Below are 15974 nucleotides of genomic sequence, written 5' to 3' on the forward strand. Positions count from 1 at the left end.
GCCGTCGAGGGGCGTTCCGACGCCGTCTGGCGTGTCGCAAGCGTTTTGCCGGCGGGTACGCTATCGCTGCTATGGCCGACTGTCCGCTCGCAGACGACTGCCCCAGCTTCACGGAACGCATCGAGGGGATGGGGTGTACGCACTACGGGGACCGCGGCGGAGCCGAGTGGTGCAACCACTACAACCAGCCGATCTCCGACCTGAAGAGCCAGCCGGTCAAGCCGGGCGAGGAGGTCGTCGTCGAGGTGGACGACATCCACGAGAGCGGGGCCGGCGTCGGGCGGACGGAGGACGGGTTCATCGTGATGGTCGACGGCGTGCTCCCGCCGGCCAAGTCGAAGGTGAAGATCACGAAGGTCCGCTCCAACCACGCGCGGGCGGAGGAACTCGAACGGCTCGAACTCGACGAGGACGCGGACGACGACGAGACGACCGACGACGAGGGCGGCTACGAGGGCGACGACGAGGACGAGGACGACGAACGGCTCGGCAGCCGTGACAACTTCTGGGGCAGCTAGATCCGTCACCGCGACTCGCCGGCGAGGGTGCGGACGCGGCTGTCTGCGGGGTGACGCCCGGCCATATCGACCGACCGCGCGACGCGGAGCCGAAGCTCAGTCCCCGAGCCGCTCCATCTCGTCGGGGCCAGACCGGGCACCGACCGCGAGCCGCCAGACGACGAGGCTCAGCGAGACGAGCGCGACCGCCGCCGTCGCGATGTACCCCCGACTCCCCACCGCGAACAGCTGGTCGGGGAAAAACGCCGCCAGGACCAACAGCCCGACCGCGGAGAACCCCACCAGTACCGGGACGACGGTGAGCCAGAACTGTCGCGCCAGCCCGCTCATACGGGCGGCGTCGGCGGCGGTCCGGAAGGACCTTTCCCAACGTGACAACAGACCGAGCGGTACGCGGCGCTCACCACGTCTCGACGCTCCCGTCCCGGATGTCCTCGACACAGCCCCGGCAGTCCGGGTGGTCGGCGTCGAAACAGTCGGGCCGGGCCTGCGGGTCCAGTGAGACGGCGCGGCGCTCGGCGTGCCGGCGACAGACGACCCGCGCGCGTCCGTCCTCGTCCCGTGGGAGGCCGGCGAGTGCCGCCCGCTTCCCGTCGGCGTAGGCCCGCTTGGCCTCCGAGAGTTGCGTCCCCACCGACCGGACCGCGTCCCGGAGGAACCGCTCGACCCGGTCGTCGTCGTCGTTGCCCATACGCGTGATTGCAGCCACCGACGGATCAATCTTCCCGCACGCCCCGCGAGACCCGCCGCGTCGCGAGGGTGCTCGTTCCCCCGGCTCCGGCCGGCTCGGGACGTTCAACCCGAATTAAAACGGCGGTTAGACGCGCCAAGTCGGCGAAAAACGAGTTAATCCGCCTTTTCCGCTTGCCCCCTTCAAGTGATCCCGGTCCAGAGGGGCGAGTGGAGGCAACGCACGATGAAGCTCACCAAGATCGCCGGCGTGCTGCTGGCCGTGCTCGTCGTCACGGGCTCGGCGGCGGCGCTGCCCGGCGCGGCGGAGACCCACGCCAACGACAACGCGGACGACGCACAGGCCGACGACTACGCGAACGAGAACGCCACCGAGGCGGCCAACGAGAGCGAGGACGACACTGCGGACGACTCGGCGGCCACGCAGGGCCCGCCGGCCGACGCGGGCCCCGACGGCGAGCGCGGTCCGCCCACGGACCTGCCCGCACAGGTGCCCGACTTCGTGAGCGAGATCCACTCGCTCGTCGACACGCACATCGCCGGCGACCTCGACGGCACCCTCGGCGAGCAGATCAGCGACGTAACGCCCGACGATAGCGAGACCGACGACGCGGACGACGGCGATAGCGACGCGGACGACAGCGACGCCGAGGAAGACACCGACAGCGACGACCAGACTGGGCAGTAACGCGCCGTTCTCACCCCGTTCCGACCGACCCGGTTCTTCTCGTGCGACCCGATCGGTAGCGGTGCCGCCGTCGGGCGTTCGCCGCTCAGAACTCGATACGCCCGCTCTGACGGCGCGTTCCACTTTCACCTCGGTGGCCGAGTGTTTATGTACGATGGCGACCAAGCGTCGAGTGTCTCCCATCGAAAACAAGGCGGAGACAGTGACAGCACATGACTCAGTCAGATTTGCGTACCCAAGCGGAAGAGATACACGAGCAGTTCGACGACCGGCTGGACCTCGACGTCGCGGACGTCGAGGAACGACTCGACACGCTGGTCAACGAGTACAAGGTCCCCCTCAGCGAGGCGCGCCGCAGCGTCGTCAACACGTACCTCGACGAGGCCGGGATGGACCGCGACGAACTCGGCGGTGGCGGCGGCAACGAGCAGGTCCAGGTCGCCGACGTCGATTCCCCCGAGGAGTGGGTCGATATGCGCGTCCAGGTGGCGGAGCTGTGGGACCCCCGCGCCGACGCCGTCGCACAGGTCGGCCTGCTGGGCGACGAGACGGGCACCATCAAGTTCACCAAGTGGTCCAAGTCCGACCTCCCCGAGCTCGAGGAGGGGAAGTCCTACGCCCTCCGCAACGTCGTCACCGACGAGTACCAGGGCCGCTTCTCCGTGAAGCTCAACCGGACGACCACCATCGAGGAACTCGACGAGGAGGTCGAGGTCGGCAGCGACGACGTCGAGGTCGAGGGCGCGCTGGTCGACATCCAGTCGGGCTCGGGCCTCATCAAGCGCTGTCCCGAGGACGACTGCACCCGCGTCCTCCAGAACGGCCGCTGTAGCGAGCACGGCGAGGTCGAGGGCGAGTTCGACCTCCGGATCAAGGGCGTGCTGGACGACGGCGAGGAGGTCACCGAGGTCATCTTCGACGAGGAAGCGACGGAGGCCCTCACCGGCATCACCCTCGAGGAGGCCAAGGAGATGGCGATGGACGCGCTCGACACGACCGTCGTCGCCGACGAGATGCGCGACGACATCCTCGGGCGCTACTACCGGGTCCGGGGCCCGACGCTGGGCCGGTACGTCCTCGCGAACGAACAGGAGCGACTGACCGAGACCGTGGATGCAGACGAGGTCCTCATCAAAGCGAGGTCGATCTGAGATGGCCAGCACCCCCACCCGCGAAGTCGCGCGCCGCGTCTTCGCACGCGAGTTCAACGACGCGAGTTACACGTTCAAGGAATCCGACGACGACCGCGCGCCGGTGTACGTCCTGCTGCCGACGGGTCAGCGCGCCAACCGCGTGTTCCTCGTCGGCACGCTGACCGAGACCGAGGACGTCGGCGAGGACAGCGAGTACTGGCAGGGCCGTGTCGTCGACCCCAACGGCGACACGTTCTTCATGTACGCCGGGCAGTACCAGCCCGACGCGGCCTCGATGCTGCGGGAGCTGGAGCCGCCGGCGTACGTCGCCGTGGTCGGCAAGCCCCGAACCTACGAGACCGACGAGGGCGACGTGAACGTCTCCGTGCGGCCGGAGTCCATCTCCCAGGTCGACGAGGCCACCCGCGACCGCTGGGTCGTCGAGACGGCCGAGCGCACCATCGAGCGGGTCAAGCGGTTCACCGAGACCGACCCCGACGATCCCGCGGCCGACGAGTACGTCGCGATGGCCCACGAGGAGTACGGCGACGACGTGTCGGCCTACACCAGCTCGGTCACCGGCGCGCTGGAGAGCCTGCAGGACGAGCAGGCCGAGGCCAGCGCCGACTGACGGCGGATCGGGCTTCCCCCGCGTCCCTCGCTCAGGGTTCCAGCAGTTCCACCAGCGTCCCGTCCGGGTCGCGCAGGAAGCAGATCGTCGTTCCGCTCTCGGTCGTCCGCGGTTCGCTCAGCGTCTCGACGTCGTCGGGCAGCCCCTCGTAGACCGTCGCCAGGTCGTCGACCGCCAGCCCGATGTGGGTCCCGCCCGGCTGGTGCAGGTCGCTCTCCGTCCGAGCGTCGCCCTGCGGGTCGTACTCGACGAGTTCGATCCGCGCGCCGCCGGCGTCCAGGTGGACGAAGTCGGCGCTCGCGTCCTCGACGCCGACGCCGGTGGCGAACGCCTCGCCGCCGACGGAAAAGTCAGTCAGCACCTCCAGACCGAGTACGTCCCGGTAGAACTCGACGGCCCGGTCCAGGTCGGCGACGGTGACGGCGTAGTGGTGTGCGGTCGCGTCCATACCCACGCCCCGGTCGGCCGGGGCTAAACCGCTTCGCTCTCGCCTGCCCTTTCTTTCGCCCGCTGGCCGCTCGTGCCAGCGTCTGACAAACGATTAAATACGATGCGTCACCATAGGGACACGAGAATGGGCAACAAGAACAAGACCATCTCCTTCCGCGTGAGCGAGGACAAGTTCGAGACGCTCCGCGAGATCGCGGAGGAGCGGGACATCTCGCTGTCCGCGGTCTTCCGTGACTACGTCGACACGCTCGTCGCCCACGACGGACAGGTGAAGGTCGCCCCCGAACACGAACTCGAGGAGGCCGCCGAGGAGTCCAGTACGGAGAGCTTCCCGCCGAAGGTCGAGGTCCCCAAGAGCTTCGTCCGCGAGCACGAGCGGCTGGAACTCGAGGCCGAACACCTCCGCGAGCAACTGGAGGAGCACAAGCGCTACGTCACGAAGCTCCGCCAGCAACTCGACGAGATGGACCAGGACGAGGTCATCCACCTCGAGGACTTAGACGAGGGCGACGAGGAGGACGCCTCCTACCGCATCGGGAGCTTCGACGAGCTATAACAGGCGCTGCCGGCGCTCGCGGGTCTCTTCTGCGACGTCTTCCCGTCCGTCGACGTCGGCCAGCGTCTCGACCGCCTCCAGCGTCCGCACCGAGTCGTCGAGGAAGGAGAGCACGTCGCCGGGGTAGGCGTACAAGAGGTAGTCGTCGCTCATCACGTCGACGATGGCGTCCGGGCCCAGCCCCTGCTCGCGCAGTTCCAGCAGGTAGGCGACGAACTTCCGCTCGGGACAGCCACAGTGGGGGTTGGCCTCGCAGTCACAGTCGAGGAAGTCCTCGGCGAAGTCCAGCACCCGCTCGCGGGAGGCGTCGTCGAGCTTCGCCAGCCCCTCCCCCTGGAAGAGGACGTCCAGCGTCGCCCCCTTGAACGCGCCCTTCGGGAAGCTCGTCTCCAGCTGGGAGGCGAGCTGCCGGTGGTTCTTGACGTAGATCTTGTCCGTGATGGCCACGCGTGTCTCACCGTAGCCGCTGCCCGTGTAAAAGCGTCTCGAAGCGGCGGAGGAGTCGTAACGTATATGAGTTCCAGCGGGATAGATTGAGGTGCCTCAGCGCGTCCGGGTTGGGGTAGTGGTATCCTTCAGCCTTGTGGTGGCTGAGACGTGGGTTCAATTCCCGCACCCGGACTCAGACGTTCTACGTCCCGATTTCGGAACTTTCACGGGCACGCGATCACTTCCGCTCCGGTCTGATCGAGTTTAATATTCTCTCCCTATTGTGTGAATATATGGGCGACCACGAGTGTCCCACGTGCAACCGAGAGTTCGACTCCCGGCGCGGCCTCGGAGTCCACCACAGCAGCGTTCACGACGAGCGACTCCCGAACAGGGAGTGTGACGAGTGTGGGGACCAGTTCTACGCCGAGTACGAGAAACGATACTGTTCGGACGACTGCCGTCGGGCGGCGGTGTCGATGGAAGGGACCGACAATCCGAACTACGACGGCGGCAAGTCGGAGACGATCTGTGACATCTGCGGAACGAGATTCGAGTACTATCCGTCCGAGAAGGAGGGGCTGTACTGCGGTGATTGCGTCGAGACCGCCTCGTGGCGGGATCCACCAGAGTTGTCCGGGACCGAACACCCGGCCTGGGAGGGGGGAACGCTGACACTCTCGTGTGACGTCTGCGACGACCCGGTCGAACGATACCCGAGTCAGATCTCCGGCGAGGTCACGCTCTGTTCGCGGGACTGTCACGCCGAGTGGCTCTCCGAGGCGTTCACCGGCGACGGCCACCCGAACTGGCGAGGCGGCGGGATCGACGACTACGGGCCGGGGTGGCGCGAGACGCGGGAGCGAGCGCTCGAACGCGACGGGCACGCCTGCGTGGTCTGTGGTACCGACGCCGACGACCTCGGCCGGAACCCGGACGTCCACCACGTGGTGCCGGTGCGGTTGTTCGCGGCGTCGCCGGTCCTGTCGGTCCGGGACGCCCACACGGCGGACAACGTCGTCTCGCTGTGTCCGGGCTGTCACCGGCGGGCGGAGTTCGGCCGCCTCTCGCGGGCGGAGTTGCGCTGGCGGGCGGGTGTCGCGCCGCCGGCCGACCGGGTCCGGGCGTAGTCACGGCTCCGGCCGCATCGCTCGTCGGTCGGACCCGGCGGCGTACTTCCCGCCGGACTTGATGATCGAGAGGGCGGTCATGATGTCCGAACGGGTGAGCAGCCCCTCGAACTCCCCGTCGGCGTCGGTCACGAGCAGGCGGCCGACGGAGTTCTCCTGCAGGTCGTTCAGCGCGTCCATCACCGGCGTGTCGGGATCGACGGTGACCAGGTCGGTCGTCATCACGTCGCCGACGGTGTAGGCGTCGCGTTCGACCTCCCGCACCGCGCGGGCGTCCTCCAGCGTCACGAGGCCGACGACCTCGCCGTCCCGCTCGACGGGGTAGCCGGTGTGGCGCTCCTCGAACATCGTCCGGATGAGGTCGCTGACCGACATCTCGCGGGTGACGCTGGTGACGTGGTCGGCGGGGGTCATCACGTCCCGGACCGTCACTCCCTCGAAGGCGGCCCGCATCGTGGTCTGGCGGGACTCGCCGGCCGCGCCGATGTAGATGAAGAACGCGAGGCCGGCGATGAAGAGGTTCCCGAGGACGAACAGGCCAAAGAGGCCAAGCAGGACGGCGAAGCCCTTGCCGACCTCGGCGGCGATCTCGGTCGCGCGGGCGTACGGGCGGGTGCGGGCGAGCAGCGCCCGGAGGACGCGGCCGCCGTCCATCGGGAACCCGGGGAGCATGTTGAACGCGGCCAGCGCGACGTTCATCACGGCGAGGTAGGCGAGTACGAACCGCGCGGACTCGAGGGCGGTCGCCCCGGTGGCCGGGAGAACGAGGAAGGCGACGTAGGAGAGCACGCCGACGGCGACGCTGACGAGGGGGCCGGCGACGGCGATGACCAGTTCCTGCTTCCAGTTCTCGGGCATCTCGTCGAACTGCGCGATGCCGCCGAACAGCCAGAGCGTGATGGAGTCGATGGGGTAGCCGTAGCGGATGGCGACCAGCGAGTGGCCGAGTTCGTGGAGGACGATGCCGACGAACAGGCCGACGGCCGCGGCGACGCCCAGCAGCCAGACGAGGGTGCCGCCGGTCAGCGCGGCGGCGTCCAGCCCCGCCCCCAGCGAGTCGTTCAGCACCGCCGCCGTCTGTCCGACCTGCGTGCCGATGATCCAGGCGAACAGCGGCAGGACGAGCAGGAAGGTCAGGTCGAGCTTGATGGGGATGCCGAACGCGCTCCCGATGCGAAACCGACGCATACGTACCCGTACTCCGGGGACCGTCTTAAACGCCCCGCGGGGCCGCGGTCGTCGCTAGCCGTTCGACGGACCCGTGTCGAGTGACTGAAGTAGCCCCCGCGACGTACGTACAGCCGTGTCTCAGCAGGCCGCGAAGGTGGATACGCTGTTCCTCCACGAACAGGGCGAAGACGTGCAGGTGGTCGCCCAGCGCGACGGGGGGCGGCTGTTCCACGGCGTCCTCGAACTCAAGGCGACCGACGCCGGGCCTCGGCCACGGCGGCTCCGCATCAGGGACGGCAAGAGCGAGGACCTCCGCTCGCCCGACCAGTTCGTGGAACTGGCCCGCCGCGCGGCCCGCATCCGCATCTCGGAGCAGACCTCCGCGCACGCCCGCGACCGCATCCGCGAGATGCTCGACGGCTACCAGCTGTCGACGAAGGTGGTCCGGACCTGCCGGTTCTGCGCCTCTGCGGGGCGGTACTCCCCGCTGACGAGCGAGACGGCCATCGAGGCCGACGGCGAGCAGATCTGCCCGGACTGCGCGAAGGAGGAACTGGACCGCGAACTCGCCTTCGAGGGCGGGATCACCGGCGACGCCAAGGAGCGACTCGAGGAGCTCCTGCTGGAGGTCCAGGACCTCGAGCGCATCACGAACCTGCTGTCGGGGCAGTTGGACCCCGACCTGACGAAGTTCGACGAGATCTCCGCGACCGTCGACGACATCGACCTCGTGCCGACGGACTCGCTGTCGCTGCACCCGGGCATCCAGGACCACCTCGAGTCGCGGTTCGACACCCTGCTGCCGGTCCAGAGCCTCGCGGTCGAGCACGGCGCGACCGAGGGCAAGGACCAGCTCATCGTCTCCGCGACGGCGACCGGGAAGACCCTGGTCGGGGAGATGGCCGGGCTCGACCGCGTGCTCAACAACAAGGGGAAGATGCTGTTTCTGGTGCCGCTGGTCGCCCTGGCGAACCAGAAGTACGAGTCCTTCCAGGAGCGCTACGGCGACATAGTCGACGTCTCGCTCAGAGTGGGGGCGAGCCGCATCGCCGACGAGGGGGGTCGCTTCGACCCGGACGCCGACATCATCGTCGGCACCTACGAGGGGATCGACCACGCCCTGCGGACGGGCAAGGACCTCGGCACCGTCGGCACCGTGGTCATCGACGAGGTCCACACCCTGGGCGAGGACGAGCGGGGCCACCGGCTGGACGGGCTCGTCTCGCGGCTGAAACACTACTGCGAGCGCGGGACGACGGAGGCGTCCCGGCACCGGCGAGCGGGCGACGCCCGCGAGCAGGGCGGCGCGCCCGACGGCGGCGACACACAGTGGATCTACCTCTCGGCGACGGTCGGGAACCCGGGCCAGCTGGCCGAGAAGCTCGGTGCCCAGCTCGTCGAGTTCGAGGAGCGTCCGGTCCCGATCGAACGGCACGTCACCTTCGCCGACGGCCAGGAGAAGATCGACATCGAGAACAAGCTGGTCCGGCGGGCCTTCGACACGAAGTCGAGCAAGGGCTACCGGGGACAGACCATCATCTTCACCAACTCCCGGCGGCGCTGTCACCAGATCTCCCGGAAGCTGGAGTACTCCTCGGCCCCGTACCACGCCGGGCTGGACAACAAGCGCCGCAAGCGCGTCGAACAGCAGTTCGCCGACCAGGACCTCGCGGCGGTCGTCACCACGGCGGCGCTGGCGGCCGGCGTCGACTTCCCGGCCTCGCAGGTCGTCTTCGACTCCCTGGCGATGGGGATCGAGTGGCTCACCGTCCAGGAGTTCGAGCAGATGCTCGGTCGGGCGGGCCGGCCGGACTACCACGACAAGGGGACGGTGTACCTGCTCGTCGAGCCGGACTGCTCCTATCACAACAGCGTGGAGATGACCGAGGACGAGGTGGCGTTCAAGCTCCTCAAAGGCGAGATGGAGCCGGTGGTCACCCGCTACGACGAGGGCGCGGCCGTCGAGGAGACGCTTGCGAACGTCACCGTCGCCGGCAAGCGCGCGAAGCTGCTCAACGACCGGATGATCGGCGAGGTGCCGACCAAACACGCCCTCGGGAAGCTGCTGGAGTACGAGTTCATCGACGGCCTGGAGCCGACGCCGCTGGGCCGGGCGATCACCCGGCACTTCCTCGCGCCCGACGAGGCGTTCCAGCTGTTGGACGGCATCCGGAAGGGTGCGGACCCCTACGACATCGTCGCCGAGATGGAGCTCCGAGACGAGGAGTGACGGGCTCGCTCGGGTGCCGTACATTCTTGTAGCAGGACACTGTGCCGGTCCCTATGGGGCTGTTCGACAGCATCCGCCGGGCGGTCGGCGGAAGCGACGACGGTGACGACGGGCCGCCGGACCACGCTGGCGGTGACACCGGCGGCCGGGCCGCCTCGGAGGCGGGACCGCGGGTCGTCGACACCCGCTCGCTCGGGCCGGACGCGTTCCGGGAGCGCGCCCGAGCGGTCGCCGACGCCGCCGACGCCCTCGACGGGTCCCCGGCCTCGCTCGAACGGCTCGACACGGCCCTGCGGACCACGTACGACGGACGGGCGGCCGACACCGACGACCCGGGGGCGTACTCGGCCGACAGCGTCCGCTTCGGCAGCTACCTCGGGACGGTGCTCGTCGACGCCTACGGCGGCGAGTGGGTCGACGACGACGGCTGGGGGGTGCGGGTCGAACGCGACGGGGACTCGGCCACCGTCGCCGTCTTCGACGTGGCGGCCCGCTCGCTCTCGGACGACCCGGTGTTCGCCGCCGTGGCCGACCGGCTGGCGTCGGACGTGGGCCTCGCGAGCCCGGACGGGGAGGCGACTGCCGGGGCCGACGGGGCGGCGACGGCGGGAGCGGCAGACGACGACCCGACGGACGCCCCGTCGGCGACGGAGGCCGCCGAGCCCGACGGCCGGGAGACGGACGCCACGCCGGCAGCGGCGGCGGAGCCGGAACCACGACCCGTCACGGACGCCGAGACGGGCGAGCCGGTCGACCCGGCGACGGACCAACCGGAGTCCGGGTCGCCGGCGGCGGCCGCGACGGACGGGACACCGGCGAGCCCGCCGGCCGAGGGCCTCCGGGCGGAGTACGCCGAGACCGCGACCGACTTCGCGGAGTTCTGGGCCGAGCGGGAGCTGGACTTCTCGCCGGCCTCGCTCGACCGGCTCGACGACCTGGTGGCCGCCGAGTGGGAGGCCGACCGCTTCGAGACGGCCACCTTCGGCAGCGACGCCGACTTCGACGACCGGGCCTTCACCAGCGTCACGACGGAGCTGGGGAGCTACTTCGGCGAGGTCCTGGTCCGACGGGTCGACGGCGAGTGGACCGACGCGACCGACCACGAGGCCGCCGTCGTCGTCGAGGGCGTCGACCGGTCGTACGCAGTCCCGGTGTTCCAGGTGGCGGCCAACTCCCTGCGCGAGCGGCCCGTGTTCGCCCAGAGCTACGAGGCGCTGCTGGCGGACCTCGGCCGCGACGACTGAGGAAATCCGCACGTTTTTGCTCCTCGCCCCTGAGTCTCGGGTGTGTCGCTGCCACCCGTCACGCCGGGGATGGCGTTCGTCTTCGCGCTGATACTCGCCGCGTTGGCGCTGTTCGCCACCGAAGCGCTGCCCGTCGACGTGACCGCGATCAGCGTGATGGTCGCGCTGATGCTCGTCGAGCCGGTCACCGCCGACCTCGCGGCGGCGGGGCTGCTCGCCGACCCGATCTACGTCCTCCGCCGGCCGGGCGACGGCGCGTCGCCGCTGGCGCTTGGGCTCTCGGGCTTCGCCTCGACGGCGACGATCACCGTGCTGGCGATGTTCATCCTCTCGGACGGCGTCCAGCGGACCGGCATCGTCCAGATCCTCGGCGCGAAGCTGGCGAGTCTCACCGGCGACAGCGAGTCCAGACAGCTGGGGGCGACAGTGGGGCTGGTCGCGCCCATCTCGGGGTTCATCAACAACACCGCCGCCGTCGCGATCCTCCTGCCGATGGTGACCGACATCGCCCACGACGGCCGCGTCTCGCCGTCGAAGCTCCTGTTGCCCCTCTCGTACGCCTCGATGTTCGGCGGGATGCTCACGCTCATCGGCACGTCGACGAACATCCTCGCCTCGCAGCTCTCGGCGGAACTGCTGGACCGCCCGTTCGGGATGTTCGAGTTCACCCAACTCGGGCTCGTCGTCACCGTCGTCGGGACCGTCTACCTGCTGACCGTCGGGCGCTGGCTCGTCCCCGCGCGCATCCAGGCCCGCGAGGACCTCACCGAGGAGTTCGAGATGGCCGACTACCTCACCGAGGTCGTCGTCCGCGAGGACTCGCCGATCGTCGGCCAGACGGTCCGGGAGGCCCTGGCCGAGACGGAGTTCGACGTCGACGTGGTCCAGCTGATCCGCGATCGGAAGACGTTCCTCGAACCGCTGGACCCCAAGACCATCCGGGCCGGCGACGTGTTCGCTGTCCGGACCGACCGGGACACGCTGGTCGACCTGCTGGACGCCGAGGGCCTCGATCTCCTGGCGGAGGTGGCGGTCGACGACGCCGAACTCGAACGGGCCAGCGACCGGCAGAACCTCGTGGAGATCGTCGTCGCTCCGGGCTCGTCGCTGGTCGGGGAGACCCTGGCCTCCGCGAACTTCCGCCAGCGCTACGACGCCACGGTGCTGGCGCTGCGCCGCGGGGGCGAGCTCGTCCGCCAGCGGATGGACCGCGTCCGCCTGAAGGTCGGGGACACCCTCCTCGTGCAGGCCACCGCCGACAGCATCGAACGCCTCGACCGCAACCGCGACTTCGTCGTCGCCCAGGAGATCGAGCGGCCGGACTTCCGCCGGGAGAAGATCCCCGTCGCCGTCGGCATCGTCGCCGCCGTCGTCGCCGTCGCCGCGCTCACCGCGGTCCACATCGTCGTCTCGGCGCTGGCCGGCGCGGTCCTGATGGTGTTGACGGGCTGTCTGCGCCCCCAGGAGCTGTACGACGCCGTCCAGTGGGACGTCATCTTCCTGCTGGCCGGGGTCATCCCGCTCGGGATCGCGCTGCAGGCCACCGGCGGCGCGGACCTGCTCGCGGCGCTGTTCCTCTTGGCCGCGCCCGGCCTCCCCGCCGTCGTCGCGCTGGGGCTGATGTACGTCGTCACCGCACTGCTGACGAACGTCATCTCGAACAACGCCTCCGTCGTGCTGATGATCCCCGTCGCCGTCGAGGCCGCCCGGCAACTGGGGGCCAACGCCTTCGCGTTCGTCCTCGCGGTCACGTTCGCCGCCTCGACGGCGTTCATGACGCCGGTGGGCTACCAGACGAACCTGCTCGTCTACGGCCCCGGCGGCTACCGCTTCTCGGACTACCTGAAGGTCGGCGCGCCGCTGCAGGCCGTCTTCGCGGTCGTGACGACGCTGGGGATCGCCTACTTCTGGGGACTGACGCCGGCCTGAACGGCAACGAAACGCTTTACTCCGTGACGGGGAGAGTGGTAGACGCGGGACCGTGGGTTAGTGGTATACTCTGAGCCTTGGGTGCTCATGACCCCGGTTCGAATCCGGGCGGTCCCACTTCTCTGCGACGGAGCAGTCGAGAGACGGTGGTGCGCGAGTGGGAATCAGGCCTCCGTCGCCGTCGCCCCCTCGGTAACGGTGACCGTCGCCGACCGCTGGCCGCCGGGCCACGACAGCACGAGGTCGTAGTCCTCGCCGGCCAGCCGGTCCAGCGGCGCACCCTCGCTCGCGCCCCACGTGATCCGCTCGGTGAAACTCGCGGTCTGTCCGGCCCCGACGTCGCGCTCGATCACCGTCGGCCGCATCGCCATCCTCGGGACGGTCGCTCGGAACGTTCCCGTGCGACGCCCGACGTTGGCGACGGTGAGTTCGGCGACGAGGGCCTCGCCGGGCGAGACGGCGTCCGGGACCGCGAACTCGCGGACTTCGAACGAGGGGTCGCCCGTCAGCCGGTTACGCTGTGCCCGCGAGAGGTCGTGTGTCCAGCTCCCGTCTCCGTACTCGAGCGTCGCGCTCTCGACGGTGTCGCGCACGTCGACGACGAACCCGGTGACCGTCTCGTCGTCGTCGATGCGCTCGGTCGACGCGGCGATCGTCTCGAAGTCGGCGTAGCTGTCGCCGGGCGGCCTCGGCACGTACCGCTCGTCGCCGACGACCAGCGAGAAGGCCTCCGGCTCGATCCGGCTCTCGTCGACGTAGCTCGCGAACACCAGCTGCGTCCCATCGGGCGAACCAGAGACCGTCCGGCTGTCCACCACCGCGGTGTGGACGACGCTGTCGGCGACCCAGAGCGCGCCGAGCCGTGGGGTCACCGCTGGCGTCCGTTCCGTCGTCGTCTCGGTGCGTTCCGCAGTCGTCGCCGCGTCGGTCGTCGGCGCGCTGCCGTCGGTCCCGAGACAGCCACCGCCGGCGACCAGACCACCACAGGCCGCGAGGAGCGATCGGCGAGTGCGTTCGGAGGGCACGCGCCGCGCTACCGAGGGCAGCGATAAATGTCTTCTACCCCTGCTCTCGGGGCCGATCGATCCCGTTCGCCTTTCACCAGCGATTTCCGGGAGCCGGTCGAACGCGGCCGTATGCGACTCGCACGCCTACAGACTCCGGAGGGCGTCGTCACCGGCCGCTACGAGGACGGCGTCGTCACCGCCGGCGACGGGGAGTACGTCGTCGGCCGCGACGGCGAGCTGACCTACCCCTGTGAGCCGTCGGCGCTGTACTGCGTCGGCCGGAATTTCGCCGAGACGCTGGACCAGATGGACTACGAGCGCCCCGCGGAGCCGGACTTCTTCGTCAAGCCGCCGGCCGCGCTGACCGGCCCGGAGCGGCCGATCCGCTACCCCGAGTGGACGGACGAACTCACCTACGCCGGCGAACTGGTCGCGGTCATCGACGAGCGGTGCCGGGACCTCGACGAGCGCGAGGTGCCCGACGTCGTCCGCGGGTACACGGTCCTGAACGACGTCGACGCGCTCGACCAGCAGGGCCGCACGGCCCGGAAGGCCTTCGACACCTCGGCCCCGCTCGGGCCGTGGATCGAGACCGACCTCGACCCGCGCGGCATCGAGATGGAGACGACCGTCAGCGGCGAGACCCGCCAGTCAGCGAACACGGAGCTGATGCTGTTCGACCCCTACGAGGTCGTCGCCTACCTCTCCCGGCGGTTCACCTTCCGGCCCGGCGACGCCGTCGCGTTCGGCAGCCCGGCCAACCCCGGCACCGTCGCGCCGGGCGACACGGTCGAGATCACCTACGAGGGCGTCGGGACGCTCCGGAACGAGGTCGTCGGGGACGAGGCGTAGGAGCCGACGAGCCGGAGGGCCGGCGAGCGGGTGAACCTTCTTGCGCGGCCCGCGTGTAGCGCCGCTATGCCCGACCACGCCGACCCCGAGTGGCTCCGGAGCCACGCCCGGGCCATCCTCGACCACTACCACCCGACCTGTCTCGACGAGCGCCACGGCGGCTTCGTCGCACAGCTGGACCCCGACACCGGCGAGGTGTACGACCCCGACAGCAAGCACCTCGTGGCGACGGCGCGGTTCACGCGGAACTTCGCGCTGGCCGCCGAACTGTTCGGCGACCAGCGGTGGCGCGAGGCCGCCGCCCGCGGCGTCGACTTCCTCCACGAGCGGTTCCGGGACACCGAGCGGGGCGGCTACCACTGGCTGCTGGCGGGGACCGAGCCGGTCGAGTCCCGCCGGGTGTGTTACGGCCACGCCTTCGTGGTCCTCGCGTACGCCCGCGCGGCCGACGCGGGCGTACCGAACGCCGAGGACTACCTCGAGGAGGTGTGGACGCTGCTGGACGAGCGGTTCTACGAGCCCGAGCAGGGCCTGTACCGCAGCGCCTACGACGCCGACTGGACCGACGCGGAGTCGTACCGCGGGCAGAACGCCAATATGCACGCCTGCGAGGCCGCGCTGGTCGCTGGCGAGGTGACCGGCGAGGACCGCTACCTCGACCGGGCGGCCACCGTCGCCGAGCGCCTCTGTGTCGACCTCGCGAGCGAGACCGACGGCCGGCTCTGGGAGCACTACACCGCCGACTGGGACCACGACTTCGACTACAACCGCGAGGAGCCGGCCGACCAGTTCCGCCCGTGGGGGTACCAGCCCGGCCACCACGCCGAGTGGGCGAAGCTGTGCTGCGTGCTGGACCGCCACGTCGACGCCGACTGGCCGCTGGCCCGCGCGCCGGAGCTGTTCGACGCGGCGCTTTCGGGCTGGGACGACGACCGGGGCGGGTTCTACTACTCGCTCGACGAGGAGGGCGACCCCGTGATCGAGGACAAGTACGGCTGGGAGGTGGCCGAGGCGATCGGGGCCGCCGCGGCGCTGGCCGAGCGCACCGGCGACGACCGCTACCGCGAGTGGTACGAGCGCTGCTGGGACTACGCCGTCGAGACGTTCCTCGCGCCGACCGGCGACTGGTACGAGCGCGTCGACGCCGACGGCGACCCCTACCCCGTCGGCGACGGGCCGGCGGTCGAACCGGGCTACCACCCCATCGGGGCCTGCTACGAGACCCTGCGGAGCCTCGACGGCTGACCCGCCCTGCCCCGCCGCAGCCGCGCGACCCACCCCTCCGCTTCGGGACCGAGCCGGCCGCGGTCGGGCGGT

At 69.9% G+C, this 15974-nt stretch carries 17 protein-coding genes and 2 tRNA genes; 13 read left to right on the forward strand and 6 right to left on the reverse strand.

The window, feature by feature from the left end:
• The first annotated feature begins 71 nt into the window (after nt 1-71).
• Nucleotides 72-518: a TRAM domain-containing protein gene (locus tag P0592_RS06345; protein ID WP_276273439.1), complete on the forward strand. Its 447-nt coding sequence runs from the start codon at nt 72-74 to the stop codon at nt 516-518.
• Nucleotides 519-614: 96 nt separating this feature from the next.
• Here P0592_RS06345 and P0592_RS06350 read toward each other — a convergent pair whose 3' ends face one another.
• Together P0592_RS06350 and P0592_RS06355 are read right to left on the reverse strand one after the other, a co-directional pair.
• A complete protein-coding gene (locus tag P0592_RS06350; protein WP_276273440.1) occupies nt 615-848 on the reverse strand; it encodes a hypothetical protein in 234 nt (77 codons plus the stop codon).
• Nucleotides 849-918: 70 nt separating this feature from the next.
• A complete protein-coding gene (locus tag P0592_RS06355) occupies nt 919-1209 on the reverse strand; it encodes a DUF7091 family protein (protein ID WP_276273441.1) in 291 nt (96 codons plus the stop codon).
• A gap of 225 nt (nt 1210-1434) precedes the next feature.
• On the opposite strand from P0592_RS06355, the gene P0592_RS06360 reads away from it, so the two are divergent.
• The 3 genes from P0592_RS06360 to P0592_RS06370 all read left to right on the forward strand — a co-directional run bounded on the left by P0592_RS06360 (nt 1435) and on the right by P0592_RS06370 (nt 3660).
• A complete protein-coding gene (locus P0592_RS06360; RefSeq protein WP_276273442.1) occupies nt 1435-1896 on the forward strand; it encodes a hypothetical protein in 462 nt (153 codons plus the stop codon).
• 212 nt (nt 1897-2108) lie between these two features.
• Nucleotides 2109-3047 (forward strand): replication factor A, encoded by a 939-nt coding sequence (locus P0592_RS06365; RefSeq protein ID WP_276273443.1) that lies wholly within the window; start codon nt 2109-2111, stop codon nt 3045-3047.
• 1 nt (nt 3048) lies between these two features.
• On the forward strand, nt 3049-3660 hold the full coding sequence (locus P0592_RS06370) for an RPA family protein (protein ID WP_276273444.1): 612 nt from the start codon (nt 3049-3051) through the stop codon (nt 3658-3660).
• Nucleotides 3661-3691: 31 nt separating this feature from the next.
• On the opposite strand, the gene P0592_RS06375 is transcribed toward P0592_RS06370, so the two are convergent.
• Nucleotides 3692-4108 (reverse strand): VOC family protein, encoded by a 417-nt coding sequence (locus tag P0592_RS06375; protein WP_276273445.1) that lies wholly within the window; start codon nt 4106-4108, stop codon nt 3692-3694.
• Between the two features lie 126 nt (nt 4109-4234).
• On the opposite strand from P0592_RS06375, the gene P0592_RS06380 reads away from it, so the two are divergent.
• Nucleotides 4235-4666 (forward strand): DUF8146 domain-containing protein, encoded by a 432-nt coding sequence (locus P0592_RS06380; protein WP_276273446.1) that lies wholly within the window; start codon nt 4235-4237, stop codon nt 4664-4666.
• Here the strand turns inward: P0592_RS06380 and P0592_RS06385 are convergent.
• Nucleotides 4661-5113 carry a DUF5814 domain-containing protein gene (locus tag P0592_RS06385; RefSeq protein WP_276273447.1) on the reverse strand — a complete coding sequence of 151 codons (453 nt, stop codon included), beginning with the start codon at nt 5111-5113 and terminating at the stop codon, nt 4661-4663. The two genes, P0592_RS06380 and P0592_RS06385, sit on opposite strands and share 6 nt — an antisense overlap.
• 104 nt (nt 5114-5217) lie before the next feature.
• On the opposite strand from P0592_RS06385, the gene P0592_RS06390 reads away from it, so the two are divergent.
• Nucleotides 5218-5288: transfer RNA gene (locus P0592_RS06390), tRNA-His, on the forward strand.
• Nucleotides 5289-5388: 100 nt separating this feature from the next.
• Nucleotides 5389-6225, forward strand: coding sequence for an HNH endonuclease (locus tag P0592_RS06395; protein WP_276273448.1), 837 nt, complete (start codon nt 5389-5391; stop codon nt 6223-6225).
• Here P0592_RS06395 and P0592_RS06400 read toward each other — a convergent pair whose 3' ends face one another.
• A complete protein-coding gene (locus tag P0592_RS06400; protein WP_276273449.1) occupies nt 6226-7413 on the reverse strand; it encodes a CBS domain-containing protein in 1188 nt (395 codons plus the stop codon).
• 115 nt (nt 7414-7528) lie between these two features.
• On the opposite strand from P0592_RS06400, the gene P0592_RS06405 reads away from it, so the two are divergent.
• From P0592_RS06405 to P0592_RS06420, 4 genes are all read left to right on the forward strand, one after another.
• Nucleotides 7529-9625, forward strand: a complete 2097-nt coding sequence (locus tag P0592_RS06405) for a DEAD/DEAH box helicase (RefSeq protein WP_276273450.1) — start codon at nt 7529-7531, stop codon at nt 9623-9625.
• Between the two features lie 53 nt (nt 9626-9678).
• On the forward strand, nt 9679-10869 hold the full coding sequence (locus P0592_RS06410) for a hypothetical protein (RefSeq protein WP_276273451.1): 1191 nt from the start codon (nt 9679-9681) through the stop codon (nt 10867-10869).
• Between the two features lie 69 nt (nt 10870-10938).
• A complete protein-coding gene (locus tag P0592_RS06415) occupies nt 10939-12798 on the forward strand; it encodes an SLC13 family permease (protein ID WP_276273914.1) in 1860 nt (619 codons plus the stop codon).
• 46 nt (nt 12799-12844) lie between these two features.
• Nucleotides 12845-12915: transfer RNA gene (locus P0592_RS06420), tRNA-Pro, on the forward strand.
• Between the two features lie 47 nt (nt 12916-12962).
• Here P0592_RS06420 and P0592_RS06425 read toward each other — a convergent pair.
• Nucleotides 12963-13823 (reverse strand): hypothetical protein, encoded by an 861-nt coding sequence (locus P0592_RS06425; protein WP_276273452.1) that lies wholly within the window; start codon nt 13821-13823, stop codon nt 12963-12965.
• Between the two features lie 111 nt (nt 13824-13934).
• On the opposite strand from P0592_RS06425, the gene P0592_RS06430 reads away from it, so the two are divergent.
• Together P0592_RS06430 and P0592_RS06435 are read left to right on the forward strand one after the other, a co-directional pair.
• A complete protein-coding gene (locus tag P0592_RS06430; protein ID WP_276273453.1) occupies nt 13935-14657 on the forward strand; it encodes a fumarylacetoacetate hydrolase family protein in 723 nt (240 codons plus the stop codon).
• Nucleotides 14658-14723: 66 nt separating this feature from the next.
• Nucleotides 14724-15902, forward strand: coding sequence for an AGE family epimerase/isomerase (locus P0592_RS06435; RefSeq protein WP_276273454.1), 1179 nt, complete (start codon nt 14724-14726; stop codon nt 15900-15902).
• Nucleotides 15903-15974: the final 72 nt, after the last annotated feature.

Source organism: Haloarcula litorea (assembly GCF_029338195.1).
In the GTDB taxonomy this organism is placed as follows: domain Archaea; phylum Halobacteriota; class Halobacteria; order Halobacteriales; family Haloarculaceae; genus Haloarcula; species Haloarcula litorea.